General features: G+C 73.0%; 27 protein-coding genes. 12 read left to right on the plus strand and 15 right to left on the minus strand.

The features are described from left to right. Nucleotides 1-32: 32 nt before the first annotated feature. The gene (locus tag P696_RS46990) at nt 33-722 is read right to left on the minus strand and encodes a hypothetical protein (RefSeq protein WP_034486045.1); all 690 of its coding nucleotides are present in this window, start codon (nt 720-722) and stop codon (nt 33-35) included. 73 nt (nt 723-795) lie between these two features. After that, complete coding sequence (locus P696_RS0120795) at nt 796-1,881, minus strand: NAD-dependent epimerase/dehydratase family protein (protein ID WP_026413839.1); 1,086 nt, start codon at nt 1,879-1,881, stop codon at nt 796-798. An 89-nt stretch (nt 1,882-1,970) separates the two neighbouring features. Here P696_RS0120795 and P696_RS0120800 point away from each other — a divergent pair, with 89 nt between their 5' ends. Genes P696_RS0120800 through P696_RS0120810 form a run of 3 tightly spaced genes read left to right on the plus strand, consistent with a single transcriptional unit; the run spans nt 1,971 to nt 4,119 of the window. After that, nucleotides 1,971-3,395 (plus strand): zinc-dependent metalloprotease, encoded by a 1,425-nt coding sequence (locus P696_RS0120800; RefSeq protein WP_026413840.1) that lies wholly within the window; start codon nt 1,971-1,973, stop codon nt 3,393-3,395. Next, nucleotides 3,392-3,568 (plus strand): hypothetical protein, encoded by a 177-nt coding sequence (locus P696_RS56090; protein WP_157429819.1) that lies wholly within the window; start codon nt 3,392-3,394, stop codon nt 3,566-3,568. The genes P696_RS0120800 and P696_RS56090 overlap by 4 nt, the downstream gene beginning before the upstream one ends. Further along, nucleotides 3,565-4,119, plus strand: a complete 555-nt coding sequence (locus P696_RS0120810) for an NUDIX hydrolase (protein ID WP_034486048.1) — start codon at nt 3,565-3,567, stop codon at nt 4,117-4,119. The genes P696_RS56090 and P696_RS0120810 overlap by 4 nt, the downstream gene beginning before the upstream one ends. Nucleotides 4,120-4,291: 172 nt before the next feature. Here the strand turns inward: P696_RS0120810 and P696_RS0120815 are convergent, their stop codons facing one another. Both P696_RS0120815 and P696_RS0120820 read right to left on the minus strand, forming a co-directional pair. Continuing rightward, a complete protein-coding gene (locus P696_RS0120815) occupies nt 4,292-5,077 on the minus strand; it encodes a hypothetical protein (protein WP_245627750.1) in 786 nt (261 codons plus the stop codon). Next, a complete protein-coding gene (locus P696_RS0120820; RefSeq protein ID WP_245627751.1) occupies nt 5,074-5,625 on the minus strand; it encodes a M48 metallopeptidase family protein in 552 nt (183 codons plus the stop codon). Before P696_RS0120820 ends, P696_RS0120815 begins: the two co-directional genes overlap by 4 nt. Before the next feature lie 379 nt (nt 5,626-6,004). On the opposite strand from P696_RS0120820, the gene P696_RS0120825 reads away from it, so the two are divergent. After that, nucleotides 6,005-6,796 (plus strand): SDR family oxidoreductase, encoded by a 792-nt coding sequence (locus P696_RS0120825; protein ID WP_026413844.1) that lies wholly within the window; start codon nt 6,005-6,007, stop codon nt 6,794-6,796. A gap of 36 nt (nt 6,797-6,832) precedes the next feature. Here the strand turns inward: P696_RS0120825 and P696_RS0120830 are convergent, their stop codons facing one another. Further along, complete coding sequence (locus P696_RS0120830) at nt 6,833-7,627, minus strand: enoyl-CoA hydratase/isomerase family protein (RefSeq protein WP_026413845.1); 795 nt, start codon at nt 7,625-7,627, stop codon at nt 6,833-6,835. A 206-nt stretch (nt 7,628-7,833) separates the two neighbouring features. Between P696_RS0120830 and P696_RS0120835 the strand changes: the two genes are divergently transcribed. After that, nucleotides 7,834-9,168, plus strand: coding sequence for an ABC1 kinase family protein (locus P696_RS0120835; RefSeq protein ID WP_026413846.1), 1,335 nt, complete (start codon nt 7,834-7,836; stop codon nt 9,166-9,168). Between the two features lie 368 nt (nt 9,169-9,536). Here the strand turns inward: P696_RS0120835 and P696_RS0120840 are convergent, their stop codons facing one another. From P696_RS0120840 to P696_RS0120850, 3 genes are all read right to left on the minus strand, one after another. Next, on the minus strand, nt 9,537-9,806 hold the full coding sequence (locus P696_RS0120840) for a hypothetical protein (protein ID WP_026413847.1): 270 nt from the start codon (nt 9,804-9,806) through the stop codon (nt 9,537-9,539). 7 nt (nt 9,807-9,813) lie between these two features. Continuing rightward, a complete protein-coding gene (locus P696_RS0120845) occupies nt 9,814-10,092 on the minus strand; it encodes a WhiB family transcriptional regulator (protein WP_051467986.1) in 279 nt (92 codons plus the stop codon). A 125-nt stretch (nt 10,093-10,217) separates the two neighbouring features. Beyond that, nucleotides 10,218-10,595: a hypothetical protein gene (locus P696_RS0120850; RefSeq protein WP_026413849.1), complete on the minus strand. Its 378-nt coding sequence runs from the start codon at nt 10,593-10,595 to the stop codon at nt 10,218-10,220. Nucleotides 10,596-10,903: 308 nt separating this feature from the next. Between P696_RS0120850 and P696_RS52710 the strand changes: the two genes are divergently transcribed. Continuing rightward, nucleotides 10,904-11,446, plus strand: a complete 543-nt coding sequence (locus tag P696_RS52710; RefSeq protein WP_157429820.1) for a hypothetical protein — start codon at nt 10,904-10,906, stop codon at nt 11,444-11,446. Nucleotides 11,447-12,287: 841 nt separating this feature from the next. Here P696_RS52710 and P696_RS59370 read toward each other — a convergent pair. After that, nucleotides 12,288-12,566, minus strand: a complete 279-nt coding sequence (locus P696_RS59370; protein WP_425394159.1) for a hypothetical protein — start codon at nt 12,564-12,566, stop codon at nt 12,288-12,290. A 233-nt stretch (nt 12,567-12,799) separates the two neighbouring features. Between P696_RS59370 and P696_RS0120865 the strand changes: the two genes are divergently transcribed. Then, nucleotides 12,800-13,888: a hypothetical protein gene (locus P696_RS0120865; RefSeq protein WP_026413850.1), complete on the plus strand. Its 1,089-nt coding sequence runs from the start codon at nt 12,800-12,802 to the stop codon at nt 13,886-13,888. 216 nt (nt 13,889-14,104) lie between these two features. Here P696_RS0120865 and tesB read toward each other — a convergent pair whose 3' ends face one another. Both tesB and P696_RS0120875 read right to left on the minus strand, forming a co-directional pair. After that, on the minus strand, nt 14,105-14,968 hold the full coding sequence (gene tesB / locus P696_RS0120870; protein ID WP_026413851.1) for an acyl-CoA thioesterase II: 864 nt from the start codon (nt 14,966-14,968) through the stop codon (nt 14,105-14,107). 67 nt (nt 14,969-15,035) lie between these two features. Beyond that, nucleotides 15,036-17,123 carry an ATP-dependent DNA helicase UvrD2 gene (locus tag P696_RS0120875; protein ID WP_026413852.1) on the minus strand — a complete coding sequence of 696 codons (2,088 nt, stop codon included), beginning with the start codon at nt 17,121-17,123 and terminating at the stop codon, nt 15,036-15,038. A 121-nt stretch (nt 17,124-17,244) separates the two neighbouring features. Between P696_RS0120875 and P696_RS0120880 the strand changes: the two genes are divergently transcribed. Both P696_RS0120880 and P696_RS47000 read left to right on the plus strand, forming a co-directional pair. Next, a complete protein-coding gene (locus P696_RS0120880; protein WP_034486051.1) occupies nt 17,245-17,529 on the plus strand; it encodes a glutaredoxin domain-containing protein in 285 nt (94 codons plus the stop codon). Nucleotides 17,530-17,689: 160 nt separating this feature from the next. Beyond that, nucleotides 17,690-18,361 carry a transmembrane-type terpene cyclase gene (locus P696_RS47000; RefSeq protein WP_064744085.1) on the plus strand — a complete coding sequence of 224 codons (672 nt, stop codon included), beginning with the start codon at nt 17,690-17,692 and terminating at the stop codon, nt 18,359-18,361. Nucleotides 18,362-18,376: 15 nt separating this feature from the next. Here P696_RS47000 and nudC read toward each other — a convergent pair whose 3' ends face one another. From nudC to P696_RS0120900, 3 genes are all read right to left on the minus strand, one after another. Next, nucleotides 18,377-19,300 carry an NAD(+) diphosphatase gene (gene nudC / locus P696_RS0120890; protein WP_026413854.1) on the minus strand — a complete coding sequence of 308 codons (924 nt, stop codon included), beginning with the start codon at nt 19,298-19,300 and terminating at the stop codon, nt 18,377-18,379. Between the two features lie 69 nt (nt 19,301-19,369). Continuing rightward, nucleotides 19,370-20,752, minus strand: coding sequence for a dipeptidase (locus tag P696_RS0120895; protein ID WP_026413855.1), 1,383 nt, complete (start codon nt 20,750-20,752; stop codon nt 19,370-19,372). Nucleotides 20,753-20,901: 149 nt separating this feature from the next. Further along, the gene (locus P696_RS0120900) at nt 20,902-21,510 is read right to left on the minus strand and encodes an HD domain-containing protein (protein WP_026413856.1); all 609 of its coding nucleotides are present in this window, start codon (nt 21,508-21,510) and stop codon (nt 20,902-20,904) included. Between the two features lie 149 nt (nt 21,511-21,659). Here P696_RS0120900 and P696_RS58825 point away from each other — a divergent pair, with 149 nt between their 5' ends. From P696_RS58825 to P696_RS0120915, 3 genes are all read left to right on the plus strand, one after another. Beyond that, the gene (locus tag P696_RS58825; RefSeq protein WP_026413857.1) at nt 21,660-22,793 is read left to right on the plus strand and encodes an ATP-grasp domain-containing protein; all 1,134 of its coding nucleotides are present in this window, start codon (nt 21,660-21,662) and stop codon (nt 22,791-22,793) included. A gap of 269 nt (nt 22,794-23,062) precedes the next feature. Then, entirely contained in the window at nt 23,063-24,550 is a 1,488-nt protein-coding gene (locus P696_RS47005; protein ID WP_051467942.1) for an IucA/IucC family protein, read from the plus strand. Then, the gene (locus P696_RS0120915) at nt 24,547-26,133 is read left to right on the plus strand and encodes an IucA/IucC family protein (RefSeq protein WP_026413858.1); all 1,587 of its coding nucleotides are present in this window, start codon (nt 24,547-24,549) and stop codon (nt 26,131-26,133) included. The genes P696_RS47005 and P696_RS0120915 overlap by 4 nt, the downstream gene beginning before the upstream one ends. A gap of 114 nt (nt 26,134-26,247) precedes the next feature. Here the strand turns inward: P696_RS0120915 and P696_RS0120920 are convergent, their stop codons facing one another. Next, entirely contained in the window at nt 26,248-26,556 is a 309-nt protein-coding gene (locus P696_RS0120920; RefSeq protein WP_026413859.1) for a hypothetical protein, read from the minus strand. Nucleotides 26,557-26,592 lie beyond the last annotated feature (36 nt).

Genomic DNA, 26,592 nt, shown 5'->3' on the forward strand with positions numbered 1-26,592 from the left:
CCGCGCGTTTCGGCTGGGCCACGCTTCGGTGATCAGCCGACGCGGTCGTCGGGGGTCACCGGGACGCCCTCGATCCGGTCGTCGCTCAGGAGCGCGCCGATGAGCCCGGACGAGCCGCCCACATACGTCGAGTCGAGATCGACCTCGGTCGCCGCGCACCAGCTGTGATCGTCCGGCCAAAAGAGGTTCGGCGACTGCGGGAGGAAGTAGCCGTCCCCGCGCTGCCCCAGCTCGGTGGCCGCGTCCAGGGGGCCCGCGAAGAGCAGGTAGTCGCGGTGGGGCAGGCGCACCCGCGGGGCGGACGCGAAGACCTCGCCGGGAATCCAGCCCCAGCCGTCCCACAAGCAGAACCAGCAGGATCCGGGCGTGCCGGTGTGCGCCGCCAGAACCGGCACGAGCGCCGCCAGCTCGGACGCGGGCAGCTCCCCCATCCGGGGCTCCTCGTCCCAGATGTCCCGGGACGTCCTCGCGGCCAGCTCCTCGAAGCGCGTCGCGGAGGAGACGCCCGTCCCCGCCCCGTGCGCGATCTCCGACCACCGGACGGCCCGCTCCGCCGCCGACCAGGCCGGATGCAGGATCCGCACATAAGCCTCGAAGCCCGCCGGAACGAGCCCCCGGACCCCGGCCGCGAACTCCCCCATCCCGTCCACGACCCAGGACGCGGCGTCCGCGACGTCCGCCGAATCCCCGATCAGCCGCAGCCGGCCCCCACCCGCGTCCATACCGGCATTCTCACCGGCCCCGCCCCCTGCCGGAAGCACGACCGAACCCGCATGTCGCCCCAGAAACCGCTGGTCAGACGCGACGACGGCGGCGTGCGCGGCGGATCGCGGCGGCGGCGCCGATGGCGGCGACCGTTGCTCCGGCCGCGGTGGCCATCGTGGCCTCCTTGCCGCCCACGCGGCGTCCGACGACGGCGTGGCGCCCGGCGGTCTCCTCCATCAGGACGCGCAGGGCCGTCGCGTTGTCGTAGGCGGGCTTCCACCCGGCGGCGCGCAGGCGCGCGGCGTCCACGACCCAGGGGTAGGCGACGTAGTGCAGGTCGGTGGCGGGCGCCGGGGTCATGCCCAGGCGGTGCAGGCGCTGCGCCATGCCGAAGGTCACCGCGGCGGGCAGCTCGAAGCCGCGCTTGCCGGTGATCTCGGCGACCTCGTCCATGCCGAGCCAGCCGTCGCAGCCGACCGCGATCGGGCCGGGCAGGTCCTCCACCACGACCGTCTCCAGCGCGGACGCCAGGTCCTCGACGTGGCAGAACTGCCAGGCGGGCTCGCTGCCCTTGACCGTCAGCAGCCGCGGGGCCTCGAAATGCCTGGTCACGACCGTGTCGACGCCCGGGCCGACCAGCGCGGCCGGACGAACGACCGTGACCGCCAGCCCCGGATGGCTCGCGGCGGAGGACGCGGCGAGGTCCTCGATCTCCAGGTAGTCGCCCGCGATGGACTCGGTGGCCTCGGCGAGCAGCGGCGCGTCCTCGCGCAGCGGGACCTCGTTGTCGGCCAGCGCGCCGTAGACCATCGCGCTCGTGACCAGCACCACCCGGCGGACCCGGGCCGCCGCCGCGGCCGTCACCACGGTCTGGGCGCCCCGGACGTTGTGGGTGCGGCGCTCCTTGGCGTCCAGGTCGGGCGAGCGCTCGATGTCGAGGTTGACGATCACGTCCACGTCCGAGAGCCGGTTCGACAGCAGCGGGTCACGGATGTCCACGACCCGCCAGGTCGCCCCCGGCACGTCGCCGCGGTGGCCGTCGACGGCCACGACCTTGCGGATCTCCTCACGCTCGGCGAGCCGGGCGGCCAGCAGCCGCCCCGCGCCCGACGCCGCGCCGGTGACGGCGACGACCGGGCCCTTGCTACGCCGAGGGCGAACCTTGCCCGTTGCCACGGGAGCGCCCCCTTCTCTGTGTACGCGACCTCGCCGGGACCGGCTAACGTTGCGGATATGAGCCCATCATGCATGCCGGGGGCAAACCGATGAATGACACTCCGTTCGGCTTCAACCGTCCCGGCGACGGCGACGACGACAAGCCCCGGGACCCGTTCGGCGGGATGGGCGGCGGCATGGGCGGCGACATGGGCGGCGACATGGGCGACATGCGGCAGTTCGCCGACATGCTGCACCGCTTCGCCGACATGATCGGCACCCAGGGCGCGCCGGGGGCCGGTTCCGGCGGCCCCCTGAACTGGGACCTTGCCAAGAACATCGCACGCCACACCGTGGTCGAGGACGGCGGCGACCCGTCCGTCCTGGACTCCGAGCGCACCAAGGTCGTCGAGGCGCTCCGCCTGGCCGACCTGTGGCTGGACGAGGGCACCACGCTGCCCGCCGGGATCCGCTCCCCGCAGGCGTGGAGCCGGTCCGAGTGGATCGAGAACACCCTCCCCGTCTGGGAGAAGGTCTGCGACCCGATCGCGTCCCGGATGGTCGAGTCGATGGGCGGCGCCCTCGGCGGCGGCCTCGGCGAGGACGTCCCGGCCGAGATGCAGGCGATGGCCGGCCCGCTGATCGGGATGGTCCGGCAGATGGCCGGGGCCATGGTCGGCGGCCAGACCGGGCAGGCGCTCGGCGCGCTCGCCAAGGAGGTCACCTCCTCCAGCGACGTGGGCCTGCCGCTCGCCCCCGCCGGGGTCGGCGCGCTGCTGCCCGCCGCCGTCACCGCGTTCGGCGACGGCCTCGAGGTCTCCGAGGACGAGGTCCGGCTGTACCTGGCGCTGCGCGAGGCCGCCCACCAGCGGCTGTTCGCGCACGTCCCGTGGCTGCGGACGCACCTGCTCGGCGCCGTCGAGGACTACGCGCGCGGCATCACCGTCGACCTGTCCGGGATCGAGCAGGCCGTCTCCGGGCTGGACCTGTCCAACCCCGAGGCCCTCCAGGAGGCGCTCGGCGACGGGATCTCCCTGACGCCCGCCGAGACCCCGCAGCAGAAGGCCGCGCTCGCCCGCCTGGAGACCACGCTCGCGCTGGTCGAGGGCTGGGTCGACACGGTCGTCAACCGGGTCGCCGACGGCCGGCTGCCCGAGGCGGTCAAGCTCGCCGAGGCCGTCCGGCGGCGGCGCGCGACCGGCGGCCCCGCCGAGCGCACCTTCGCCACCCTCGTCGGCCTGGAGCTGCGGCCCCGGCGGCTGCGCGAGGCCGGGGCGCTGTGGCGCACGCTCACCGACGTCCGCGGCGCGGACGGCCGGGACGCGATCTGGGAGCACCCCGACCTGCTGCCCACCGCCGACGATCTCACCGACCCCGACTCCTACGTCCACGGCGACCCCGATGCGCCGGGCCTGTCGGACGCCGACCTGTCCGCGCTCACCGAGCAGCGGCCGTCCGAGAAGCCGTCCGACGAGGACGGCGAGGGCGAGAACGGCAAGGACCAGGGCAAGGGCGACGCGGAGCCGGGCGCATGAACACGGGCCGTCCCGCCTCCCACGTCCACGGCTGCTCGCTGACCCCGTCCCGGGCCGCCGTGATCCGCCGCCGGACGTCCCGCACGGCCCTGTGCTGGCAGCGCCCCAGCGACCAGGAACGCCGCCGCCACCAGCGCACCGACTCCCGCTACCCGCGGGTGGGGCGGGTGTGACCGCTCCCCCGACGCCGTCGGTGCACGCCGACGCCGTCCGCGTCCTGTCGGCGTGGACGGCGCCGGACGCCGGGCAAGGCCGCGTCCGCGACGCGTTCCTCGATCACCTGGCCGCCCACCCGGACGGCACGTGGCGCGAGTGTGTTCCTGGTCACATCACGGCGAGCACCCTCGTCCTGGACGCGTCGCGCTCCCACGTGCTGCTGACCCTGCACGCGAAGGTCAAGCGGTGGCTCCAGCTCGGCGGGCACTGCGAGCCGGGCGACGCCACGCTCGCGGACGCGGCGCTGCGCGAGGCCACCGAGGAGTCCGGGATCCCCGGCCTCGTCCTGTCGCCGGGCCCGCTGCGGCTCGACCGGCACCTGGTGCGCTGCCACCCCGAGGGCTCCTGGCACCTGGACGTCCAGTACGTGGCGGTCGCGCCGTCCGGCGCGCGCGCCGAGCGAAGCGACGAGTCGGACGATCTCCGCTGGTTCTCCGTGGACGCCCTCCCCGAACCGACCGACGATGTCGTCCGCGCCCTGGTCACCGCCGCCCGCACCACCCACTAGCCGCCGGACGCCCTCGCCCAAGCGCCCAAGCCCGCGACCGAGTCCTAGACGCTAGCGTCCGCCAACGAGCCGCCCGGCACGCGGGCGGCCGGGGTTCGGGACGGCTGAGCGTCGGCGTGGTCGGAGGCTTGGGCGTCGAGCTGATCAGCGCGCACCCGGCCGGGGCCGGGTGTCAGGCGACGGGGCGGCCTTCCAGGAGGGCGCGGGTCGACTCCCAGCCCTCCAGGCGGGGATCGAGGAGCGCGACGTCCGCGGGGGTGCGCAGGCGGTGCCAGCTCGGGCCCTGCGGGATCCGGCCGTGCCGCGGAGCGGCGGCGCGGAGCCGGGACAGCGCGTCCGGGACGTCCAGATCCGTGCTGGTCAGGGCGTCCGCGAGCCAGGACGGCAGGGGCAGCCGGGCCGCCAGCGCGACGATCCCTCCCCCCGCGGACTGGCAGGCGGCGGCCGGGGCCTGCCCGAGGGCGCGGAACAGCTTGCCGAGCAGCAGCGGCGGAAGATCAGGAGCGTCCGGGGAGAGCAGCGCGGCCTCGGTCGCGCCGAGCGCGTGCAGCGCGGCGAACGCGCCGGGCAGGGTCGGCTCGCGGACGATCGGGGTCCCGGGCCAGGTCAGCGCCTCGACGTCGGGCTGGTCCGGCGGATCGAGGACGAGCGCGGCGGTCACCAGTTCCAGGCCCGCGACGACCTCGTAGGTGTCCTCGAGCAGGGCGAGCCGGTACTCCTCGGCGTCCACGCCGGGCGGCGGCTGCGCGTCCCCACCGGACGACCGCACCGCCAGAACCCCCGCATACCGGACGGCCCGCACCGGCGAGTACTCCCGCTCATCTTCCTCGTCCCGCGCGAACGCCTCGGCCTGCTCGCGCGGCTCACCCCGTGCGAACGGCACGTTCTGCTCGTGCGCCTCGGCCTGGGCGGCGGTCTCGACCTGCGGAAACGGCTCGGCCTGCGGGCTGCCGGTCAACCGGCCACCCCGTGGCGGAGATCGTCCTCGTCGGACGCGCCGGACTCCATGGGGAGGTGGGCCGCGGCGGCGACGCCCTCCAGGTAGCCGCGGGCGCGGTCGGCCTTGGGGTAGTGGGCGACGAGTTCCCAGAAGTCGGCGCCGTGCCCGGGGACGAGAAGGTGGGCCAGTTCGTGGACCAGGACGTAGTCCACGACCCAGGACGGCATCCCGCGGAGCCGGGTGGAGAGGCGGATCGTCCCGTCGTCCGGGGTGCAGGATCCCCAGCGGGTGCGCTGGTTCTCCACCCACCGGACGCTCGCCGGGACGGCCCGGCCGTCCAGGTAGCGCCGGGACAGCTCGTGCGCGCGCGTCTCCAGATCGGAGTCGCTGGGACGGCGGCGGCGCTCACGATCAGCGAGCCGCTGGAGGATGGTCGCGATCCACTGCTCCTCTTCCGCCTTGCTGAGCCGGGACGGCAGCATGACCACGACCTTGTCCCCGTCCCGATATGCGGACACCGTCCGCCGACGTCTGCTGCTCCGGCGGACCTCAACGTTTGGGGGCACGCAAGAACCGTACCCAAAACTTTGCGCCCGCCACAGGGGGGGTTGGCCGTTTTCCCAGCTCAGAACCGATGTTTTCCCCGCCCGGGAGCCGTCTGCCACCCCCTTCCCGGCACCCTGGACAACACGCCGGAAGGATTTTCCGGGAATTCGGTCTGACCGAAATACGTACGGAGCGTGACGAGAGATCGCACCCGCCGGGCCCCTGCCGCACACCGCTGGAGGCCCCTGGCGGACGTCTGGGCGGGCCTCCGGACGTGTGGCCAGGTGGGAGTCGGATGACCGTCCTCGCGGGACCGCCCTGTCACACCGATTCCGTTCGATCCGTCATCCGGGTAGACGGGGCGAAACCGCCACCGTCCCCTCGGAACGGAGAAAAGTCATGACGGCACCGATTCTGGTCACCGGCGGCACCGGGACGCTCGGCTCCCTGCTCGTCCCCCGGCTGCGGGACGCGGGACACCCGGTGCGGGTGCTCACCCGGCACGCCCGCCCGGCCGCGGACGGCGTCGAGTACGTGGCATGCGACCTGCTCCAGGGCGACGGGATCGACGAGGCCGTCGCCGGAGCGGAGATCATCGTCCACCTGGCGGGCGGCCCGAAGGGCGACGACGTCGCGACCGGCAACCTCGCCGGGGCCGCGAAGCGGGCGGGCGCCCGGCACCTGGTGTACGTCTCGGTCACCGGGGTCGAGGACGTCCCGGTCGCGTGGCTGCGCACGAAACTCGCGTCCGAGCGGGCCGTCGCCGGTTCGGGCGTGCCCTGGACGACGCTGCGTCCCGCCCAGTTCCACAGCCTGGTCCTCGGCATCGTGGAGAAGATGGCGAAGATGCCGGTCGTCCCGGCCCCGGGCGCGCTGCGCTTCCAGCCCGTGGACGAGCGGGACGTCGCCGCCCGGCTGGCCGAACTCGCCCTCGGCGAGCCGTCCGGCCTGGTCCCCGACCTCGCCGGACCGGCCGACCTCACCCTGCCCGAGCTGCTCACCGGCTACCTCGCCGCCGCGGGGAAGCGCCGGCCGCGGCTGCCCGTCCCGATGCCGGGCAAGATCGGCCGCGCCTACCGGTCCGGTCTCAACCTCGCCCGCGAGGGCGCACTCCGCGGCACCCGCACCTGGGAGGACTACCTCGCCGAGCACGTCGCGGCGGACCGCAGGCCCGAGCCCGCCTCCCGCTGACCGTCCCCCCGCGCCGCGACGGGCGCGGGTGATCGATCAGCGGCCGGTGAACTTCGGGGTCCGCTTCTCGCGCTGGGCGGTGAGGCCCTCGACCATGTCGTCGGTGGTCATCGTGAGGGGCTGGGCGAGGGCCTCCCAGCGGAGGGCGGTCGCCATGTCGGGGTGGCCGCCGTTCGCGAGGGCGGCCTTGGTGAGGCGGGTGGCGATCGGGGCCTGCGCGGCGACGCGGTCCGCGACGGCGAGGGCCTCGGCCAGGACGTCCTCGCGCGGGACGGCCCGGTTGACCAGGCCGTTCGCCGCGGCCTCGGTCCCGGTGAGGACGCGTCCGGTGAGCAGCATCTCGCGCGCGAGCGGCAGGCCCGCGACCTCCGGGAGGAGCCAGGTCGCGGCCATGCCGGGGTGCAGGCCGAGGGCGGTGAAGGGCGCGAGGAGCTTGGCGTCGGCGGCGGCGTAGCGCAGGTCGCAGGCGAGCGCGAGGCAGAGTCCGGCGCCGACCGCGTGGCCGTTGACCGCGGCGATCGTCGGGACCTCCAGGTCCCGGATCATCAGCCAGGTCCGGTAGTAGTCGGTCATCCGGGCGCGCAGCTCGGGCAGCGCCGCCGCGTTGGTGTCGGCGAGCCAGGACAGCACGCCGCCCGAGGTGAACGCGGTTCCGGCGCCGGTCACGACGACGCAGCGCAGGCCGGTGTCGGCGCGCAGTTCGGTGAGCGCGTCCCTCCAGGCGACGGTCATCTCGTCCGACATGGCGTTGCGCCGGGACGGGTCGTTCAGCGTGAGGACGGCGACACCGTCCGGACGGCGGTCCACCAGCAGGACGCGATCTTCAGCCATGGCCGAACCGTACCGCGCGCTCCCCCACCGGCGCCGCGAGGGCGGCACTGAGGCCGTGAGGGGCCGGGCAGCATAGCGGCATCGCGCGTGAGAAAGCGCACACTTACAGCGTCTTCGCAGGTAGTCGAGGTGCGGCAGGATCCGGCCGCCCCCTTTGTCCTGGATCGTTGTGGCGGGAACGACCGCCGTCCCCGACAATGGTCGCCGTGAGCGATCTTCCCCGCCGCGCGGTGACGCGGTCCGCAAAGCTGGCGTCCCTCCCGCTCGGTTTCGCCGGGCGCACCGCTCTGGGCGTCGGGAAACGCACTTTCGGCAAGTCCGCCGAGGCGGTCGCCGTGGAGATCCAGCAGCGCACCGCCGAGCAGCTGTTCAAGGTGCTCGGGGAGCTCAAGGGCGGCGCGATGAAGCTGGGCCAGATGCTCTCGATCTTCGAGGCGGCGCTGCCGCCGGAGATCGCCGGGCCGTACCGGGCCACTCTCACCCGGCTCCAGGAGGCCGCGCCGCCGCTGCCCGCCTCGGCCGTCCACCGGGTCCTGGCGGAGGGGCTCGGCGAGGACTGGCGGGACCGCTTCCAGGAGTTCGACGACGAACCGGCCGCCGCCGCGTCCATCGGGCAAGTGCACCGCGCGATCTGGGAGGACGGCCGGGACGTCGCCGTCAAGGTCCAGTACCCCGGCGCGGGCAAGGCGCTGATCAGCGACTTCAACCAGCTGGCCCGGCTCGGCCGGCTGTTCGGCGTGCTCATGCCCGGCCTGGACGTCAAGTCGATGCTCACCGAGCTCAAGGAGCGGGTGGTCGAGGAGCTCGACTACACCATCGAGGCCGAGTCGCAGACGCTCATGCGCGAGGGCTTCCCGGCGGACGACCCCGACTTCTACATCCCCGAGGTCGTCGCGCAGGCGGGCGACGTCCTGGTCACCGAGTGGATCGACGGCACCCCGCTCTCGAAGATCATCAGCGACGGCGACCAGGACACCCGGGACCACGCGGCGCTGCTGTACTGCCGGTTCCTGCTGTCCGGGCCGAGCCGGTGCGGGCTGCTGCACGGCGACCCGCACCCGGGCAACTTCCGGCTGCTCCCGGACGGCCGGCTCGGCGTCCTCGACTTCGGCGCGGTGGACCGCATCCCCGAGGAGTTCCAGTACCGGATGGGCCGGCTGCTGCGCATCGGCACCCTGGACGACATCGACGAGATCGAGGCCGCGCTCCGCGACGAGGAGTTCATCCGCGAGGGCGTCGATGTCGACATCGAGGGCCTTGAGGCGTTCCTCGCCCCGATCACCGAGCCGTTCGTCACCGAGACCTTCAGGTTCAGCCGCGAGTGGCTGCGCGACATGGCGGCCCGCGTCACCGACCTGCGTCCGACCAACGTCGTCCGGCAGCTCAACCTGCCGCCGGAGTACGTGATCGTCCACCGCGTCCTGTCGGCCGGGACGGGCGTCCTCTGCCAGCTCGAATGCGAGATCCCCGCCCGCGCCGAGTCCCTCCGCTGGGTCGCCGGGTTCGCCGACGAGGAAGAGGAAGCCGAACCCGTCGCCTGACCGAACCCGTCGCCCGACCGTGCCCGTCACCTACGCGAGCCTGTCGTCTGCGCGTACCAGTCGCCCGAGCGAGCCCGTCGCCCGAGCGTGCCCGTCGCCTGCGCGAGCCCGTCGCCTGCGCGAGCCCGTCGTCTGCGCGAGGCTGTCGCCTGCGCGGATCGGGAAAGCAGAGCGGGGCCGCGCACCGATGTAGTGCGCGGCCCCGCCTTTTCGCGTCCGGCCAACGAGAGGGAGAGCCGGGCGCGCGGCGGCCGTATCGGGAGGCACACAAACCCGCCAAACCATCCAAGAAAGAACGGATCGGGCCTACCACCGAGACGGCTGGGCATCCGGGCCGCCGCCCCCGACGGGGACGGCGGCCGTTTCGGTCAGTCGAGCGGACGGCGCGGGGCCGGGGCCAGCAGGGCCCGGCTCACGCGCGCGGCGCGGAACTGCGCCTGACGCTTGGCCCGGCGCATCGCCCGCACCCGGGCCGCCCGGAGTTCGGCGGCGTCGGCCGCGTCCACCCCGGCGGGTATTCGCTCGCGCGAAAGGTCCTGGCTGAGCAAGTTCATCTCGGTCTCCTGGGGGACGGGGCGGCGCGACGCGAGGGTCGCGCCGCCCTGTGCCTCGATGTGAACGGTCGGGATCGTGGTCATCGCCGGGTCACGCGGTCACCTGGTCGGGAAGCGGGTGCTTCCGGGGACGGCCGCGCGGCCGCTTGCGCGGGACGACGACGCCGCGGACGAACAGCTCGCCTCCCCACACACCCCAGGGCTCCTTGCGCTCGAGCGCTCCGGCGAGGCACTCGCGGCGGAGCGGGCACTCCAGGCAGAGCGCCTTGGCGAGCTCGACGTCGGCGGGTGCCTCGGCGAAGAAGAGCTCCGGGTCGGTCCGGCAGGGCAGAGTGAGGTCCTCTTCGCTCATCGCGAGGGCCCCCTGCATCACGGTCACCCTGTTTCCTCTCGTTGGATCTCAACGGGTTCGTGTCGTCGGGTCTGTCTGGACAAAGAGAAAGGCCGCGGATTCCGGTGTCGGAATCCGCGGCCCGGGGGCTCGCCGGTCTGGTTCTAGACCGGTCGTAGCCTCCGGGGGTACGGACCCGACTCGTCGCCCTCCGGGGAGGTGACGTTCACGTGGGTCGTGGCCGGAGCGGTGCGCTGAGCGCTTCCCGCGGGTTCGGCTGCGAGGACACTGCGCCCCTGCTCATCACGGGACACCTGCTGCATCAGACCGCGCAGTCGCAGCCCGAACCCGAACAGGCCGAAGCCCTCGAGATCGGTCGCGATCCTGCTGATCGTCCGCTTGACACCGCCGCCGAGTTTCGCCATGTCACCGAGAATCCCGGTGGGGACGGAGAGGGCGGTGGCGCCGGCATAGGCGGCCGAGAACGCCGGGCAGGGAGCGATCCCGCTCTGCCACATGCTCATCGAGATCGTGTTCTTCACCGGACCACACACCACCTTCCTGGTTCTCGTGCCGACCGCCGGACCAAGATCCAGTCGTTCGACTGCCGAATGTTCACAGCGAGCGTACGGCGCTCCGCGGGAAATCAGCAAGATATTTTTGACCTGCGGTTTTGTGGCCCGTCTCACCGGAACCCCAACCCCGTCCCGCGCGTCGCGCGAACGCCCAACGCTGCGAACAGCCTACCGGCCCCCACCGACAATGATCATGTCCCCGACCGGAACAGGCCGCCGGAAGAGTTCGCCCACCCTTCCCCCGGATGTCGGTGGGGCAGGGCAGGATGTGCGACATGTCCGACAACGAGGCCCTGCTCCGGCGCATCGAGGGTGACCGCGACCTCGCCGACCTGCTCACCTGGCCCGGCGACTTCGACATCGAGCGCCGCGATCCGGTCGAGGACCTCTTCCTCGCGTCCGGAACGTCCCTGACCCCGATCGCGGGGGACGGCGCGGGCGGCTCGTTCTTCCTCTGCGGCGGCGTGGACGGTCCCGTCCTCTACGCCGACTCCGAGGGCGGGGCGTCCCTCATCGCCGCCGACCTCACCGAGGCCGTCACGCTCATCGCCGTCCTGCCCTACTGGCGCGACCTCGGATACGGCTGGACGGTCGAGGAGTCCGAAAACGACCTCCTCGAGGACCAGCCGGACTTCCCCGAACACCGCGCCGAACTCCTCGTCCTCCTGGACATCACCCCGCCGCCGAACGAGCGGCTCATCGAACGCTTCCGCACCGCCGTGCGACGCACCGTCCCCGACTTCCAGCCGAAGACCCGCCACGACGACCCCGCAGGCCCCTACGAAGCCACCTACGCCCCCTTGTTCGACAAGCTCTGACGAGACGGCTCGTCGCCGAAGGCTGGCTGACGGCGCGGTCCGGTTCCGGCACACGCGTCGCCGCGGGCGCCGCCGCCCCGGCCCCGCTGGTCCGGAATCGTGCCGCGCCCCACTTCCGTCCGCCACGACCTGGTCCCGGGACGTCCCGACACCCGGGCCGTTCCGCGCGCCGCCTGGTCCGGCGCCGTCCGGCACGTCCTGCGAGAGGCCCCGGCGGACGCGTTCGGCTTCGGCGAAACCCAGGTTGAGGACGACACTGGCCGCCTACCTCGCCCGGGTTCGGGGCGTCCGCGTCGCTCCCCGGCCCACCTGCTGATCTGCTCCGGGTACACGCAGGCGCTCCACCTGCTGGCGGACGTGTTCGCCGAGCTCGGCGTCCGCACGGTCGGCATGGAGACGCCCGCCATCGGCGACCACGTCACGATCACGGCCGCGAAGCTCCAGGTCGCCGACATTCCGGTCGACGCGAAGGGCCTCTCCCACACCACGCTGGACGCCAAGGTCGCCGTGTGCACCCCCGCGCACCAGTTCCCCTCGGAACGAGCATGTCGTCGTCGCGCCGGGCCGAACTGGCCTAAGCGGACGAGACCCTGGGCTGGATCGTCGAGGACGACCACGACGGGGAGTTCCGCTACGACCGGCGTCCCATTGGAGCGCTCCAGTCACGGCGTCCGTCCCGCACGGTCCACGTCAGCTCCACCAGCAAGACCCCGGGCCCGACCGTCCGGCTGGGCTGGGTCGCCTGCCCCCCGCCCTAACCTGACCACCGCACGTGCCCCCGTCCCAGACCATCCACGTACGACACCTCAGGCGTCAGTGACGCGAATGAGGCCCTCCTGCATCACCGAGACAACAGGTCGCCTTCGCGGGTGAAGACCTGGCCGCGCGCCAGACCACGGGCGCGGCCAGCGAAGGGGGTGTCTTGGTAGTACATGAGCCCGTCGTCGGCCCTGAAGGGCTTGTGGAACCACGTGGCGCGATCACCTACTTGATCACCAATCCCCCTCATGACCTGCACATCAGTTGTCACCCTGCCCTCAACGTGCCGCGATCGACACGGCTTCAGGGGCAGCGGCGGCGATCCCGTAGTCGTCGTTCCTCGGTCACCAGGGCGTTCCATAGAGCCGGGTCCCACTCGTGCTCCGAGGGCACCTGCAAATCGAAGTCATCACGCCTCTGCCAGGGGGCGTCTTCGGCCCTGGCTGCGTTGACCAGTTGCTCTCCCGGCGTGCGGACGTAGCAGGGCAGTCCGTGGTGGCATCCCGTTTCCGCTGGATATGAGTATTCGTACTCAGGCGCGCAAAGATCGTTTCAGCCAGGGTGAGGGGCGAGCACCAAGATCGGAGAACCCCTTTGAGAACGACTGCTCTGGCCCTGGCGACGGCGGGAGCCGTCACCGCCACGTTGCCGACCGTCCCGGCCGCGCAGGCCGCGACGAGCCCTGCCTGGCGGGCCTCCGTCCAGCACGCGTCACTGCGCAACGGGTCCCGGCTGCTGACGGTGGGCAAGACCACCTGGGCCTTCGGCGGCCGCAGCTACCAGGACGGCCGCGCCACCGCGTTCCGACGCGACGGATCCGCCTGGCGGCAGGTCGCGCTGCCGTCGCAGGCACGCGGTGAGATCGTCGCCGCCGACGCGAGTTCGGCCCACGACGTGTGGGCCGCCACGCTCCGCACCAAGAACGGGCAGCCCGTCGCGATGCGCTTCGACGGCAAACGGTGGAAGGCCGTTCAGGCGCTCGGGAACACGGTCGTGACCGCCGTGACGGTCGTGGGCCCCCGGGACGTGTGGATCTTCGGGACCGACGGGCCGACGGACCGCCGCCCCGTCGCCTGGCACGGCACCCCGCGCGGCTGGAAGAGGACGACCACGCCGTTCGTCGTCTGGAGCGCCGACCTGCGCTCGGCCAGGGACCTGTGGGCCGTGGGCTGGCGGAGCGGCGGCGGGCAGGCCGCCGGACGCTTCGACGGCAAGCGCTGGCGCTCGGTCCCCGACCCGCGCGGCTCTCTCCCCGCCGCGCTGCGCGACCCCGCCAAGGCCCAGCTCGCCTACGGCAGGCTCATGGCCGCGAAGGGCACGCTGTGGCTGGCCGTGAACGCCAACCTGTGGTCCGAGTGGCGCACCGACGCCTACCTGCTGCGCTTCGACGGCAAGCGCTGGCGCTCGGAGCGGCTGCCCAAGACCGTGGCGTGGCACCAGAGCGGCTCGTTCGTCCCGGACGGCAAGGGCGGACTCTGGATGTTCGCCTACACCGGCGACCAGCGGTCGTTCCTGTTCCGCCGCACGGCCTCGGGCTCCTGGAGCAGTTCCCTGGTGAAGGCGCCGGGCCTCCGGTACGTCGACCTGGGCGACCTCGCGCCCGCCCCGGACGGCGGCCTGCTCGGCTCGGCCGGCTGGGACACCCGCACCACCGCGACCGGCGGGGTGCTGTCCTACCGCTGACCCGTGACCGGTCCTCGATTGGTCTAGACCATGACCAAGGTCGGCGCACTACCGGCACACAATCTTGATGAGGGATGCGCAAGGACGGTGGGGGACGCCGTCGGACGGTGGCGGGTGCGCGGTGCTGTGCGCGCCCGCCTGAGTCCAGCGGTCGGCGGCCGGGTGGCGACTTCGGCCGACGCGCCGAACTCACATCAAGAAGCGTGTTCTCGCTGGTCAGGCGTCGGTTACGCGGATTAGGCCCTCTTGCATTACGGAGGCGACCAGGTCGCCTTCGCGGGTGAAGATCTGGCCTCGGGCCAGGCCGCGGGCGCCGCCGGCGAAGGGGGTGTCCTGGTAGTAGAGGAGCCAGTCGTCGGTTCGGAAGGGCTTGTGGAACCACATGGCGTGGTCCAGGGAGGCGCCCATGGTGCGTTTGTCGCCCCAGGCCAGGCCGTGGTTGAGGAGGACGGTGTCCAGGAGGGTCATGTCCGAGGCGTAGGTCATGAGGCAGACGTGGAGGAGGGGGTCCTCGGGGAGGTCGTCGTCGACCTTGAGCCAGACCTTGGACTCGGGGGTGGCGAGGGTGGTGTCCTTGGCGGCCTCCCAGGTGAGGGGGGTCGCGTGGCGGACGTCGAAGGGGCGGCGGTTGACGAACTCGGTGGCGGCGCGCTCGCCGAAGACCGGGATGAGGCGGTCGAGGGCGGTGGGGAGGGACTCGGGGTCCGGGGCGTCCGGCATGGGGGCGTGGTGGGTCGGGCCGGGCTCGGTGATCTGGAAGGACGCCGAGAGGCTGAAGATCGCCTTGCCGTGCTGGATGGCGAGGACGCGGCGGGTGGTGAAGGAGCGGCCGTCGCGGACGCGGTCGACCTGGTAGACGATCGGCACGGACGGGTCGCCCGGGCGGATGAAGTAGGCGTGCAGGGAGTGGACGGCGCGGGTCGGCGGGACGGTGCGTCCGGCGGCGACCAGGGCCTGCCCGGCGACCTGGCCGCCGAACACCCGCTGCTGCCGGTCCTCGGGGCTGCGGCCCCGGAAGATGTCGTTCTCGATCTGCTCGAGGTCGAGGATGTCCAGCAGCGCCTTCACTGATTCCTTCACGCGGATCAGTGTCCCAAACGGGGGCGTGTGAGCGGGCTCTCACCCCCGCCGACCGGCGATTTCCCGGTCAGCGGCCGGTGAGCAGCGACAGCACGTCCCGGCCGAAGCGGTCGAGCTTGACCCGGCCGACGCCGGGGATCTGGGCCAGCTCGTCCAGGGTGGACGGGGCGCGCTCGGCGATCGCCTGGAGGGTGGAGTCGGTGAAGATCACGAAGGCGGGTTCGCGGCGCTCCTCGGCGGTGCGGGCGCGCCAGTCCTTGAGCGCGAGGAGGATCTCCTCGTTCAGCTCGGCGGGGCAGTCCTCGCAGCGTCCGAGCTTCTGCTCGATCGCGGCGGTGAGCGGACGGCCGCAGACCCGGCACGGCTGCGGGCCCGAACGGCGGGTGCGGCGGGACGCGGCGCGGTCGACGCGGGCGGGCGTCGGAGTGCCGGCCTTGCCGGTCAGGCCGTCCAGGAAGCGGGACGGCTGCCGGTAGCGCTCGCCGCCGGGGTCGCGGGACAGCGCCCACGACAGGTGCAGGTGCGCGCGAGCGCGCGTGACGCCGACGTAGAGGAGGCGGCGTTCCTCCTCGATCTGCTCGGGCGTCTCGGCGTACTTGATCGGCATCATGCCGTCGGTGAGGCCGATGAGGAAGACCGCGTCCCACTCCAGGCCCTTGGTGGCGTGCAGGGACGCGAGGGTGACGCCCTCCAGGGTCGGCGCGTGCTGCGCGGCGGCGCGTTCCTCGAGCTCGGCGACGAAGGCGTCCAGCCCGGCGGACGGGTTGTCGACGGCCATGTCCTCGGCGAGCTGGGCGAGGGCGGCGAGGGACTCCCAGCGGGACCGGGCCGCGCCCGCGCCGTCCGGCGGGGCGTCGGTGAGGCCGGCACCCATCAGGACGTGCCGGACGGTCTGGATGAGCCCGAGGCCGTCCAGCTCGGCGTCTCCCCCGGCGCGGGCCGCGCCGCGCAGGCGGACGACGGCCTCGCGCACCTCGGGACGTTCGAAGAACCGCTCCGCGCCGCGCACGACGTACGGGACGCCCGCGTCGCTCAGCGCCTCCTCGACGCGGGCCGACTGCGCGTTGATCCGGAACAGGATCGCGATCTCGCGCGCCGGGACGCCCTCCTCGATGAGCTTGCGGCAGCGCCGCGCGACGTCGGCGACCTCGGACGTGTCGTCCCCGTACTCGCTGAAGACCGGGTCCGGGCCGTCCTCGCGCTGGGCGACGAGTTCGAGTTTGTGGCGTTTCGCGGCGTCGCCTCGGGCCCGTCCGATGACATCGTTGGCGAGCTTCACCACCTGCGGCGTCGAGCGGTAGTCGCGGACGAGCCGGACGACCTTCGCCGCGTCGTGCTCCTTGGTGAAGTCGAGCAGGTAGGACGAGGTCGCGCCGGTGAAGGAGTAGATCGTCTGGTTGGGGTCGCCGACGACGCAGAGGTCGTCGCGGTCGCCGAGCCAGGTGTCGAGGAGCATCTTCTGGAGGGGGTTGACGTCCTGGAACTCGTCCACCACGAAGAACCGGTACTGGTCGCGGACCTGCCGGAGCACCTGCGGCTCGTCGTGCAGGACGGCGACGGTCAGCTCGAGCATGCCCTCGAAGTCGAGCAGGTTGCGCTCGCGGCGCAGCCGGTCGTACTCGGCGTAGACGCGGGCGACCTCGACCACGTCGGTGGACGGCTTGCGGCCCGCGCGGGACGCGGCGTCCATGTAGTCCTCGGGCCGGTGCTGGGTGACCTTGGCCCACTCGATCTCCGACGCGATGTCGCGCAGCCGGGACGGGTCGGACTCGCGGATGCCGCACTCGCGCGCCGCGTCCCGGACCAGCCCGAGCTTGGACTCGATGATCTTCGGCGGGTCGCCGCCGACCACCTTCGGCCAGAAGTAGGACAGCTGCCGCAGCGCGGCGGCGTGGAAGGTGCGGGCCTGCACGCCGGGCGCGCCGAGCGCGCGCAGCCGGGACCGCAGCTCGCCCGCGGCGCGTGTGGTGAACGTCACCGCGAGCACCCGCTGCGGGGTGACGACCCCGGTCAGCGTCGCGTACGCGATCCGGTGCGTGATCGCGCGGGTCTTGCCCGTGCCCGCGCCCGCCAGCACGCACACCGGCCCGCGCGTCGCCTCCGCCACCGCCCGCTGCTCGGGGTCCAGCCCCGCCAGCACCGCCTCCGCCTGCATGCCCCCATGGTGTCAGGCCGGACGGAATGCTCGGGGACGCCCGCGTGTTGAGCCCGGAGAACGATCGCGTGCACGACCCGGCACGATCCCAGTCCGTCCAGGTGAGGAGCCGACGAGAGCGATGACGACGCAGGCCGCCGAGAAGTCCGACCAGCAGGGCCGGATCACCATGTACACCACCACGTGGTGTGGTTTCTGCCGCCGCCTCAAGACCCAGCTGGGCCGGGACGGCATCGAGATGGTCGAGGTGGACATCGAGCGCGACCCGAAGGCCGCCGAGTTCGTGATGAGCGTGAACGGCGGCAACCAGACCGTCCCCACCCTCGTGATCAGGACCAAGGACGCGGGCGAGGTCGTGCTGACCAACCCCAGCGCCAAGGAGGTCAAGCGCCTCATCGGCGCCTGACCCCGCACCAGGTCGGCCGCCCGTCCCGGGTCTGACCGCGCACAGCACTCCCGCGAGGCCCTTCCGTTCGGATAACGGAAGGGCCTTCGGCATTCCGGGGAGATGTCCGTTATGGCTAGCCTGGCCCCCTGCGGTGACGCGAAGGGGATTCACGTTGGACGTGGCGGACGTGCTGTCGCTCGGTTCGGGGCTGGCCTGGACGGCGACCTACCTGCTGATCATCTGGACGAACTGGCGCGAGAAGACCTACGGCATGCCGATCGCCGCGCTCGGCGCCAACCTCGGCTGGGAGTTCCTGTTCTCGTTCGTCCGTCCGGGCGACGGGATGCAGCTGGTGGTCAACTACGTGTGGTTCGGGTTCGACGTGGCCATCCTGGCCCTCGTCGTCGCCTACGGCCCGCGCGAGTTCCGCTTCCTGCCGCGCTGGGGATTCCTCGCGATGCTGGCGTCCGTGCTGGTCATGGGCTATCTCGGCGTGGACCTCGTCAGCCGCCAGTTCGACCACGGGCTCGCCACGTTCGCCGCGTTCGGGCAGAACCTGATGATGTCCGGGCTGTTCCTGTCGATGCTGATCGCGCGCGGCTCGACGCGCGGGCAGTCGGTCTGGATCGCGCTCACCAAGGGCGTCGGGACGGCCCTGGCGTCCGGCGCGTCCTGGATCTGGGCGCAGGACGAGCCGTGGCGGCACGGCTCGCTGCTCCCCTACCTGATGATCACGACGGCCGTCCTCGACCTCGCCTACCTCGTCGCGGTCTACGCGGTCGCGCGGCGCGAGGCGGGCGGCTCGGCGTCCGCGCCGCTCCGCCTCAACCGCGTCCCCGAACCCGTGTGACCGTCCGACAAGACGTCAGAAGGCGGGCATCTTGGGGAGCGGGCCGCCGTACCAGCGCATGATGAGCTGCGCGGCGATCGACAGCGGGCCGGGCGCGACGATCCGTCCGGCCGCGATCGCCTCGGTCAGCTCATCCCGGGTGTACCAGGCGGCGTCGCGGATCTCGACCAGGTCCGGGACGAGCGGGACGGTGCCGTCCGCGACCGCGCTGAAGCCGATCATCAGGCTCTGCGGCAGCGGCCACGGCTGGCTGCCCAGGTAGCGGACGTCCCGGACGTCCAGCCCGACCTCCTCCCGCACCTCGCGGGCGACGGCCTGCTCCAGAGACTCGCCCGGCTCGACGAACCCGGCCAGGACGGACCGGCGGTCGTCCGGCCACTGCGGGCCGCGGGCCAGCAGGACCCGGTCGTCCTGGTCGGTGACCAGCATGATCACGGCCGGGTCGAGCCGCGGGAAGTGGTCGCTGTCGTCGCTCGGGCAGTGCCGGACGTGCCCGGCCTGCCGGATCTCGGTCTTCGTCCCGCAGCGCGGGCAGTACGTGTGCGTGTCGTGCCAGTGCTCCAGCGAGACGGCGTGCGTCATCAGGCCGGAGTCGCGGTCCGGCAGCAGCACGCCGACGCGGCGGAGGCCGACCGGGTCGGCGCCCTCGATCGACGGGAGCGGGGCGGCGACGGCGAAGTACGCGGTGCCGTCGCCGTCCACGCCGAGGAAGTACCGGTCCCCGGACGGCGCGTCCCCCGGAGCCAGCAGCACGACGGTCGGCTCGTCGCCGACGACGGCGTTGACCTCGCCGCGCCAGACGACCAGGACGCGGGTGCGCGGATCGCTCCACGCGGCGTCCAGGAACACGTCGTCGGAACGGCGGTCGCCGGCCCGGTCGAGGGTGCCGCGCGCCAGCGCCAGCCACTCGAGCGGGCCCTGCGCCGAACCGCCGCCCATACCGTCCGTCATGCCGTCCACCGTGCCGTTCTCTCTGCCGTTCCGGGGGGTTTCGCTCACCCGGTCACGCTAGCGCAGGGCCGTCGCCAGCTCGTCCCAGAGGTAGGCGGCGGCCTCGGCGCCCTTGAGCAGCAGCGGCATCTCGACCTTCTCGTTCGGCGCGTGGATGCGGTCGTCGTTCAGGCCGACCGCGACGAACACCAGCGGCGCCTCGAGGATGTCGGCCAGGTCGGCCTCCGGGCCGGAGCCGCCCTCGCGGGTGAACAGCACCTGCGTGCCGAACGCCTTCTCCATCGCGCGCCGCGCGGCCTCGACGCCCGCCGAGTCGATCGGCGAGAAGCACGGCCGGACGCCGCCGCCCGGGGCGTGCACCTCGACCTCGACGCCCGCCGGGGTGTTCGCCTCGACCCACGCGACGAACGCGTCCCGGATCTTGACCGGCTCCTGCCCGGCGACCAGCCGGAAGGAGATCTTGGCGTGCGCCTCGCGCGGCACGATGGTCTTGCCGCCGGGGCCGGTGTGCCCGCCCCACATGCCGTTGATCTCGGCGGTCGGACGCGCCCAGATCCGCTCCAGGGTGGTGAAGCCCGCCTCGCCGTAGGCGGCGCGGCTGTTCCCGGCGGTCTCCAGCCAGGCGGCCTCGTCGAACGGCAGCCGCGCGAACAGCTCCCGCTCCTCGTCGGTCAGCGGGATGACGTCCTCGTAGAAGCCCGGGATCGTGACCCTGCCGTCCGCGTCGTGCAGCTTGCCGAGCAGCTCGACCATGGCGTGCAGCGTGTTCGGGACGGCCCCGCCGAACGATCCGGAGTGCAGGTCGACCTCGGCGCCGCGCAGCGTGATCTCCGCCTCGGTCAGGCCGCGCATGCCGGTGCACATGGACGGGACGTCCGCGGCCCACATGGTCGTGTCGGAGATGATCACGGCGTCGGCGGCGAGCCGCGCGCGGTGCTCGGCGAGCAACTCGGCGAAGTGCACCGAGCCGGACTCCTCCTCGCCCTCGACCAGCAGCTTGATGGTGACGGGCGGGGCGCCGGCCCCGTTCGCGGCGAGGTTCGCGCGCAGGCCCAGCGTGTGGAAGAAGATCTGGCCCTTGTCGTCGGACGTGCCGCGCCCGACCAGCTGCTCGCCGCGCTCGACCGGCGTGAACGGGTCGGTGTCCCACTCCTCCAGCGGCGTCACCGGCTGGACGTCGTGGTGACCGTAGACCACGACGGCCGGGGCGTCCGGGTCGGCGGCGGGCCACTCGGCGTACACGGCGGGCAGCCCGGCGGTCGGCCACACCTCCACCGTCGGGAAACCGAGGCCCCGCAGGTAGTCCGCGAGCCAGTCGGCCGAGCGGCGCACGTCGTCGTGGTGGGCCGGGTCCCCGGAGATGGACGGGATCGCCAGCCACTCCTTGAGATCCGCGAAGAACTGGGCCTTGTTGGCCTGGATGAACTCCACAACGTCCACTGACAATGCTCCCTTGCAGATGCTTTGCCCCCGAACTCTAGGGGACGTCAGAGCCGGGCGTTGCGCTGGAGAACGGGCATTGACGCCCGGGGTGTCCGGACTGTTGCCGCCATCAGGCGGTGGCGGCGTCGAAGCGCTGGTGACAGCCCTCAGACGTTGAGGAGCATCAGTTCGGTGGTGAGGTTGCGGCGGGCGGCCGCCTCGAAGCGGGCGTGGCCCTCCGGGGTGTGGAAGAGGTTCGGGAGGTCGAGGAGGCCGCCCAGGATCTCGGCGCGGCCGGTCCGGAAGATCTCCTCGGGGACGAAGGCGTACTCGTCGCGGACGGCGGCGGCGTAGACGGCGTAGCGCTCCGGGTCCGCGCCGAGGATCGCCAGATCGGCGTCGCAGAGCACCTGGCCATTGCGGTCGTCGTCGTCCGGGGCGTGCGTCTCGGTCAGCTCGACCAGGCGGGCGACCTCGGCGACGCGCGCGGGCCCGAGGTCGGTGTCGGCGAGCATGCGTTCGGCGAGGCGGGCGCTGCGCACCTCGTTGTCGGCGCGCTGCGGGTCGTAGACGGCGTCGTGGAACCAGGCGGCGACGCGGACGGCGTCGGGGTCGCCCGCGTGCGCGGCCAGCTCGTCCACGAGGTCGAGGACGGACGTGAGGTGCGCGAGGTCGTGGTGCCTGCGGTGCGGTTCGGCGTAACGGGCGGCCAGCGCCTCGCCGATGTGCCGGGTGGCCGGTCCGGCGAGCGCGACCCATCGGTCGACGGGGTCCATGGCTGCGTCCCATCCCCTCTCGGTTCCGTCCGGCATGGCTCCATCCAACACGCGATGGCGCCGTTCTTGCACACCGGACGGGGCCCCGCGACTATGGTGGCGATTCGAATTAGGCAAGGCTAACCTCACTTGTCGTTGGGAAGGGTGCCGTGGCCGCCGCGCTCCACCTCGTCTCCGGGAAGCTCACCGCCTCGGTCGCGCACGGGTTCCTGCCCGCCGCCGCCGCGCTCGGCCTGGACGTGACCGTGCTGACGGACCGTCCGGACGCGCACGCCGAGGTCTTCGACGGCCCGGTCGTCCGGTGCGACGTCTCCGACTTCCGCGAGATCGTCGCCGTGGGACGGCCGGACGCGGTGTTCACCAACTCCGACTTCCTCCAGGCCCCGGCCGCGCTCGCCGCCGCCTACCTCGGGCTGCCGGGCAAGGACTGGCGAGCCGCCGTCCGCGCGAAGAACAAGCACGAGACGCGGCGCGGCCTGGCGGACCTCGATCCGGTGTTCGCCGCGCCCGCCGACCGCGTCCCGCCGGACGCGCCGTACCCACTCGTCCTCAAACCGCGCGAGGGCGTGGCCAGCGAGGACGTCTTCCTCGTCGCGGACGCCGACGAGCTCGCGACCCGGCTCGCGCGGATCGGCACAGGCCGTCCGCTGATCGTCGAGGAGTACCTGCCGGGCGCCCTGCACACGCTCGAGACGCTCGGGGACGGGCATGAGCTGCGCGTCCTCGGCTCGTTCCGGACGCGGCTGTCCCCTCCCCCGCACTTCGTCGAGGAGCGGCTGGAGTGGGCCCCGCCGCCGCCCGAGACGCCGCAGGTCCTCGCGCAGCTGGACGCGCTGGGCGTCGGGTTCGGGGCGTGCCACACCGAGTTCGTCGTCCACGAGGGGCGGGCGCGGATCATCGAGGTCAACTACCGGGCCATCGGCGACCACTGCGACTTCCTGCTCGCCGACCTGCTCGGGGTGCCGCTGTTCGAGTGGATCCTCCGCGTCCACCTGGGCGAACGCCTCCCCGCGGCCCCGGCGCGACCGGACCGGTACGCGGTCGCGGACTGGGTGCTCGCGGATCGCGCGGGCACGTTGTCCTCGGCGCCGGACGCCGTCGAGCTGCGGGAGGGCCCTGTGCGGTTGACGTACCGTCCGACGCGTCCGGTCGGCGTGGACGCGCCGCTGACCCGCACCAACCGCGACTACCTCGGGACGATCCGCGCGATCGGACCGTCCCGCGACGCGGTCGAGGCCACCGTCGCCCGCTTCCGCGCCGCCCACACCTGGACCATCGCGTGACCCCCGACCCCACCCACAGCCCCACCCCCGCCCATGGCTCCGGCTCCGCTCCAGGTTCCGGCTCCGCTTCCGATTCTGGCTCCGAGCCCGGCTCTAGCTCCGCTCCCGGCTCCGGCTCTGCGCCCAGTTCCGGCCCAGGCCCCGGTACCGAGTGCGCTTCGGCCCCCGTTCCCGGCGCGCGGCGGCCTGGCCTTGAGGATTCGCCTTCCAGAGGCCGGGCCCGCCGCGTCCCCCGTCCGTCGGCCGAGGGGGTTCTCGCGGCGCGCGCCATGGACGCCCTGCTGCGCGAGGACTACGGCGGCCTGCGCTCGTACGCGCGCGACGGCGTTCTCACCCCGCCGGGTTCCGCGCCTATCAAGCTGCGCGCGGACGGATCGGCGGGCGGGCTGCATCCGGGTTTCTTAGCGCGCGCGGTCGTGGACGTCGATCAGGAGCTTCGCCTCGCCGATGTGCTCGCGATCGCGCGCCGGGTCGCCGACCCTCAGGACGACGTTCCGGCGTTCGTCCGCGAGTGCCGGGAGGCGCTGACCGCGACGCTGCTCGGCGAGGGGACGCGTCCGGAGATCATGCGGCGGCTCGCGGAGGCCGATCCGCTCGGGCCGGGCGTGTTCTACGAGACGCTCGCCGCGCACACCGAGCATCCGGTGTACCCGTGTTCGCTCGCCCGCGCCGGGCTCACCCCGACTGACCTGCGACGATACGCGCCCGAGTGCGCCCCGGAGTTCCCGCTGCGCTGGGCGCGGGCGCCTCGGCACAAGATCATGGCCATCGGTGAGCCGCCCTCCTGGTGGCCCGATCCGGAGCTGTTCCCGGTGCATCCGCTGGCGGTTTCGGCCGTGCGGAAACACGCGGAGGTGCTGCCGAAGGCGTTTCGTCTGGTGCGTCCGACGTTGTCCATGCGGACGCTCGCCGCCGCCCCAAGCGTCCACGTGAAGGTGCCGCTGCCGACGAGCACGCTCGGGCTGCGGAACCGGCGGACGATCGTCCCGGGCACGCTGCACGACGGCGCGCTCGCCGAACGGCTGCTGCGCCTCGTCCTCGCCGAGGAGGACCACCCCGTCCTGCTGGCCGACGAGCAGACGTACGCGCACGCGGGGACGCCGCTGCTCGGCTACCTCGTGCGGCGTTTCCCGGACGAGACGGCGAACGCGCACATCGTGCCGGTCGCCGCGCTCACCGCGCCGCACCCGGGCGGCGGCCTGGTGATCGAGCGCTGGGACGTCCGCGACCTGTTCGGCCGGTACCTGGACGTCCTGCTGGCCTGGAACGTCGCGCTGTTCCGGCGCGGGATCGCGCTGGAGGCGCACCAGCAGAACGTCGCGCTCGTCCTCGCGCCCGGCGCGCCGCTGCGGCTGCTGCTGAAGGACAACGACGGGATGCTCGTGGACCCCGACGTCCTCGGCGCGCCCTGCCGGTTCGAGGACCACCGGATGCGCACCGCCGACCGCGAGGCCCTCGCCCGCGTGTTCATCACGATCACCCTCCACCTGTGCGCCGCCGCGCCCGCGTTCGCGCTGGCCGAGCACGGCCTGCTGCCCCGCGCGGACGGCCTCGCGATGATCCGCGACCGGCTCGACGCGCTGCTCGGACGGCGGTCCGACGCGTTCCTTCGCGCGCGCGTGCTGGACGCGCCGACCCTGCCGGGCAAGGCGATGGTCACCGCCGGAACCCTCGTCGACAAGGGCCGCACCGGCGCCGCCGACATCAACAAGCACTACGGCCCCGACGGGCCGAACTACCTACGGGACCTCACGTGACGCTGACCCACCCCGCCGCCGTGGCCTCCGCCGCGGACGGCACCTCGGCCGCGCTCCTGAACTGCCTCGTCCGCGAGGTGTGCGGGCCGGAACGGCAGCTCTTCCCTCGGGACGACCGCCTGGTCATGCGGCTGCCGCGCGTCGGGGTGCTGCTGCGCGCCGGGCTCGCCCGTCCGCCGCACGGGCCGACGTTCCGGCTCGTCCCGCCGTTCGAGGAGGGGCGCGACGGCGGCTGGATCGCGGCGGACTGGGCGCGGCTCGCGTCCCTGATCGCCGGTGAGCTGGAGCTGTCAACCGGTCACGCGAACCCCGAGTTCATGTCCCAGGTCGAGGACAGTCACGGCGCGCTCACCGCCATCCTGGCCGCGCGGTCGCGGACCGACGACAGTGCCGACGCCTACGTCGAGTCCGAGCAGTCGCTGGTGCTCGGGCACCGGTTCCATCCGTCGCCGAAGGCCCGGCAGGGCGTACCCGAGCAGTGGCTCGGGTACGCGCCGGAGGTCCGGGCGCGGTTCCGGCCGCGATGGCTGGCCGTCCCGGAGTCGTTGCTGGTGGAGGAGGGTGACCCGGGGGCGTTCGCGGCGCTCGAACCGTTCGCCGCGCCGGCCGGGTGCCGCCTCCTGCCCGCGCATCCGTGGCAGCTCGACCTGCTGCGGGACGATCCGCTCCTGCGCCGGGCGTTCGCGGACGGTCTCGTCCGCGACCTCGGTCCCGGGCCGTCGGACGCCTACCCGACGTCGTCCGTCCGCACGGCGTACCTGCCGGACACCGACGCGTTCCTCAAGTTCAGCCTGGACGTGCGGATCACCAACTGCGTCCGGAAGAACGCCTGGTACGAGCTGGCGGGTGCGGTCGCGCTCGACCGGCTCCTGCGCCCGGTGTTCGCCGCGCTCGGCGCGACGCTCCTGGCGGAACCGGCGTATCGGACGCTCGCGCTGGCCGGTCGCCGTCTCCACGAAGGGCTCGGCGTGATCGTCCGGCAGGGTGTGCGCGGCCTTCCCGGGCATCCACGGCTCGCCGCCGCACTCGCCACCCCGGACGGCTTGGCCGCCCTGCCCGCCGTCCACACCGCCCCCCTGGCCTGGTGGGACGCCTATGTCTCGCACGTCGCGCCACCCGTCCTGCGCGCTTATCTGGAACACGGCGTCGTCCTGGAGCCGCACCTACAGAACGTGCTCGTCTGCGTGGACGACAACGGGATGCCCGTCCAGGCGGCGTTCCGCGACCTCGAAGGCACAAAAGTCGTCACCGGACGCTGGGACCTCACTCACCTCCCCGCGCGCGTGCGCGAGGCCGTCACCTACGACGCGCACCAGGGCTGGGACCGCGTCATCTACTGCCTTCTCATCAACCACCTGACCGAGGTCGCCGCCGCTCTCGCCGACCTGCACCCCGATCTCGAACCCGACCTGTGGCGGACGGCCCGGACGCACTTCACGGGCGACCATCCCCTCCTGCGCGCTGTGCTCGCGGGCGTCCCGGTCCCCGCGAAGGCGAACCTGCGGACGCGCTGGTCCCGCTCCGCCGACCGGTCGGCCGAATACGTCCCGGTCGCCAACCCCCTCCGCGCGGAACACCCGTGATCGAGGAGTACTGGCCTGCCGCAGGGGCCCGCGCGACTTCCGCTTCGTGAAGGAACCCCCCGGACCGGCACCGGCCAAATCAGGCGGCGCGCACTGCCGGGGTAGGGGCGCGGGTCAGGCGGCGGCGCCCGTTCGGGCGGCCATGCAGATGCGGGCGAGGTCGTTGAGGGCCTCGGCGCGGCGTTCGTCCAGCGAGCGGCCGTCGCCGGGGGCCGACTCGGCGAGGGTGTCGATGACCAGGGAGAAGACGGGCCACTCGGCGGGGCCGATGGCGCCGCGGAAGTCGATCTCGCCGTCCGCGAGGTCGTCGAGGTCGAGGTTGCGCGCGAAGGTGGCGAGCGCGGCCTCGGCGGCGACGATCCCGATCCGCATCGCGAGCGCGGCCGGTTCGCGCTCCAGGGGAAGAGCGGTGCTGGATGCCATGGCGGACAACATAGAACACCTGAGCGAAGATCGTCG

Origin of the sequence: Actinomadura oligospora ATCC 43269 (assembly GCF_000518265.1) — a bacterium.
In the GTDB taxonomy this organism is placed as follows: domain Bacteria; phylum Actinomycetota; class Actinomycetes; order Streptosporangiales; family Streptosporangiaceae; genus Spirillospora; species Spirillospora oligospora.

Bases quoted from the DNA above. Each gene is read 5' to 3' on its own strand.
- P696_RS46990 (WP_034486045.1), bottom strand. From the start codon at position 722: ATGGACGCGGGTGGGGGCCGGCTGCGGCTGATCGGGGATTCGGCGGAC.
- P696_RS0120800 (WP_026413840.1), top strand. From the start codon at position 1,971: ATGAATGACACTCCGTTCGGCTTCAACCGTCCCGGCGACGGCGACGAC.
- P696_RS56090 (WP_157429819.1), top strand. From the start codon at position 3,392: ATGAACACGGGCCGTCCCGCCTCCCACGTCCACGGCTGCTCGCTGACC.
- P696_RS0120825 (WP_026413844.1), top strand. From the start codon at position 6,005: ATGACGGCACCGATTCTGGTCACCGGCGGCACCGGGACGCTCGGCTCC.
- P696_RS0120830 (WP_026413845.1), bottom strand. From the start codon at position 7,627: ATGGCTGAAGATCGCGTCCTGCTGGTGGACCGCCGTCCGGACGGTGTC.
- P696_RS0120840 (WP_026413847.1), bottom strand. From the start codon at position 9,806: ATGACCACGATCCCGACCGTTCACATCGAGGCACAGGGCGGCGCGACC.
- P696_RS0120845 (WP_051467986.1), bottom strand. From the start codon at position 10,092: ATGCAGGGGGCCCTCGCGATGAGCGAAGAGGACCTCACTCTGCCCTGC.
- P696_RS52710 (WP_157429820.1), top strand. From the start codon at position 10,904: ATGTCCGACAACGAGGCCCTGCTCCGGCGCATCGAGGGTGACCGCGAC.
- P696_RS59370 (WP_425394159.1), bottom strand. From the start codon at position 12,566: ATGGAACGCCCTGGTGACCGAGGAACGACGACTACGGGATCGCCGCCG.
- P696_RS0120875 (WP_026413852.1), bottom strand. From the start codon at position 17,123: ATGCAGGCGGAGGCGGTGCTGGCGGGGCTGGACCCCGAGCAGCGGGCG.
- P696_RS0120880 (WP_034486051.1), top strand. From the start codon at position 17,245: ATGACGACGCAGGCCGCCGAGAAGTCCGACCAGCAGGGCCGGATCACC.
- nudC (WP_026413854.1), bottom strand. From the start codon at position 19,300: ATGGGCGGCGGTTCGGCGCAGGGCCCGCTCGAGTGGCTGGCGCTGGCG.
- P696_RS0120900 (WP_026413856.1), bottom strand. From the start codon at position 21,510: ATGGACCCCGTCGACCGATGGGTCGCGCTCGCCGGACCGGCCACCCGG.
- P696_RS47005 (WP_051467942.1), top strand. From the start codon at position 23,063: ATGGACGCCCTGCTGCGCGAGGACTACGGCGGCCTGCGCTCGTACGCG.
- P696_RS0120920 (WP_026413859.1), bottom strand. From the start codon at position 26,556: ATGGCATCCAGCACCGCTCTTCCCCTGGAGCGCGAACCGGCCGCGCTC.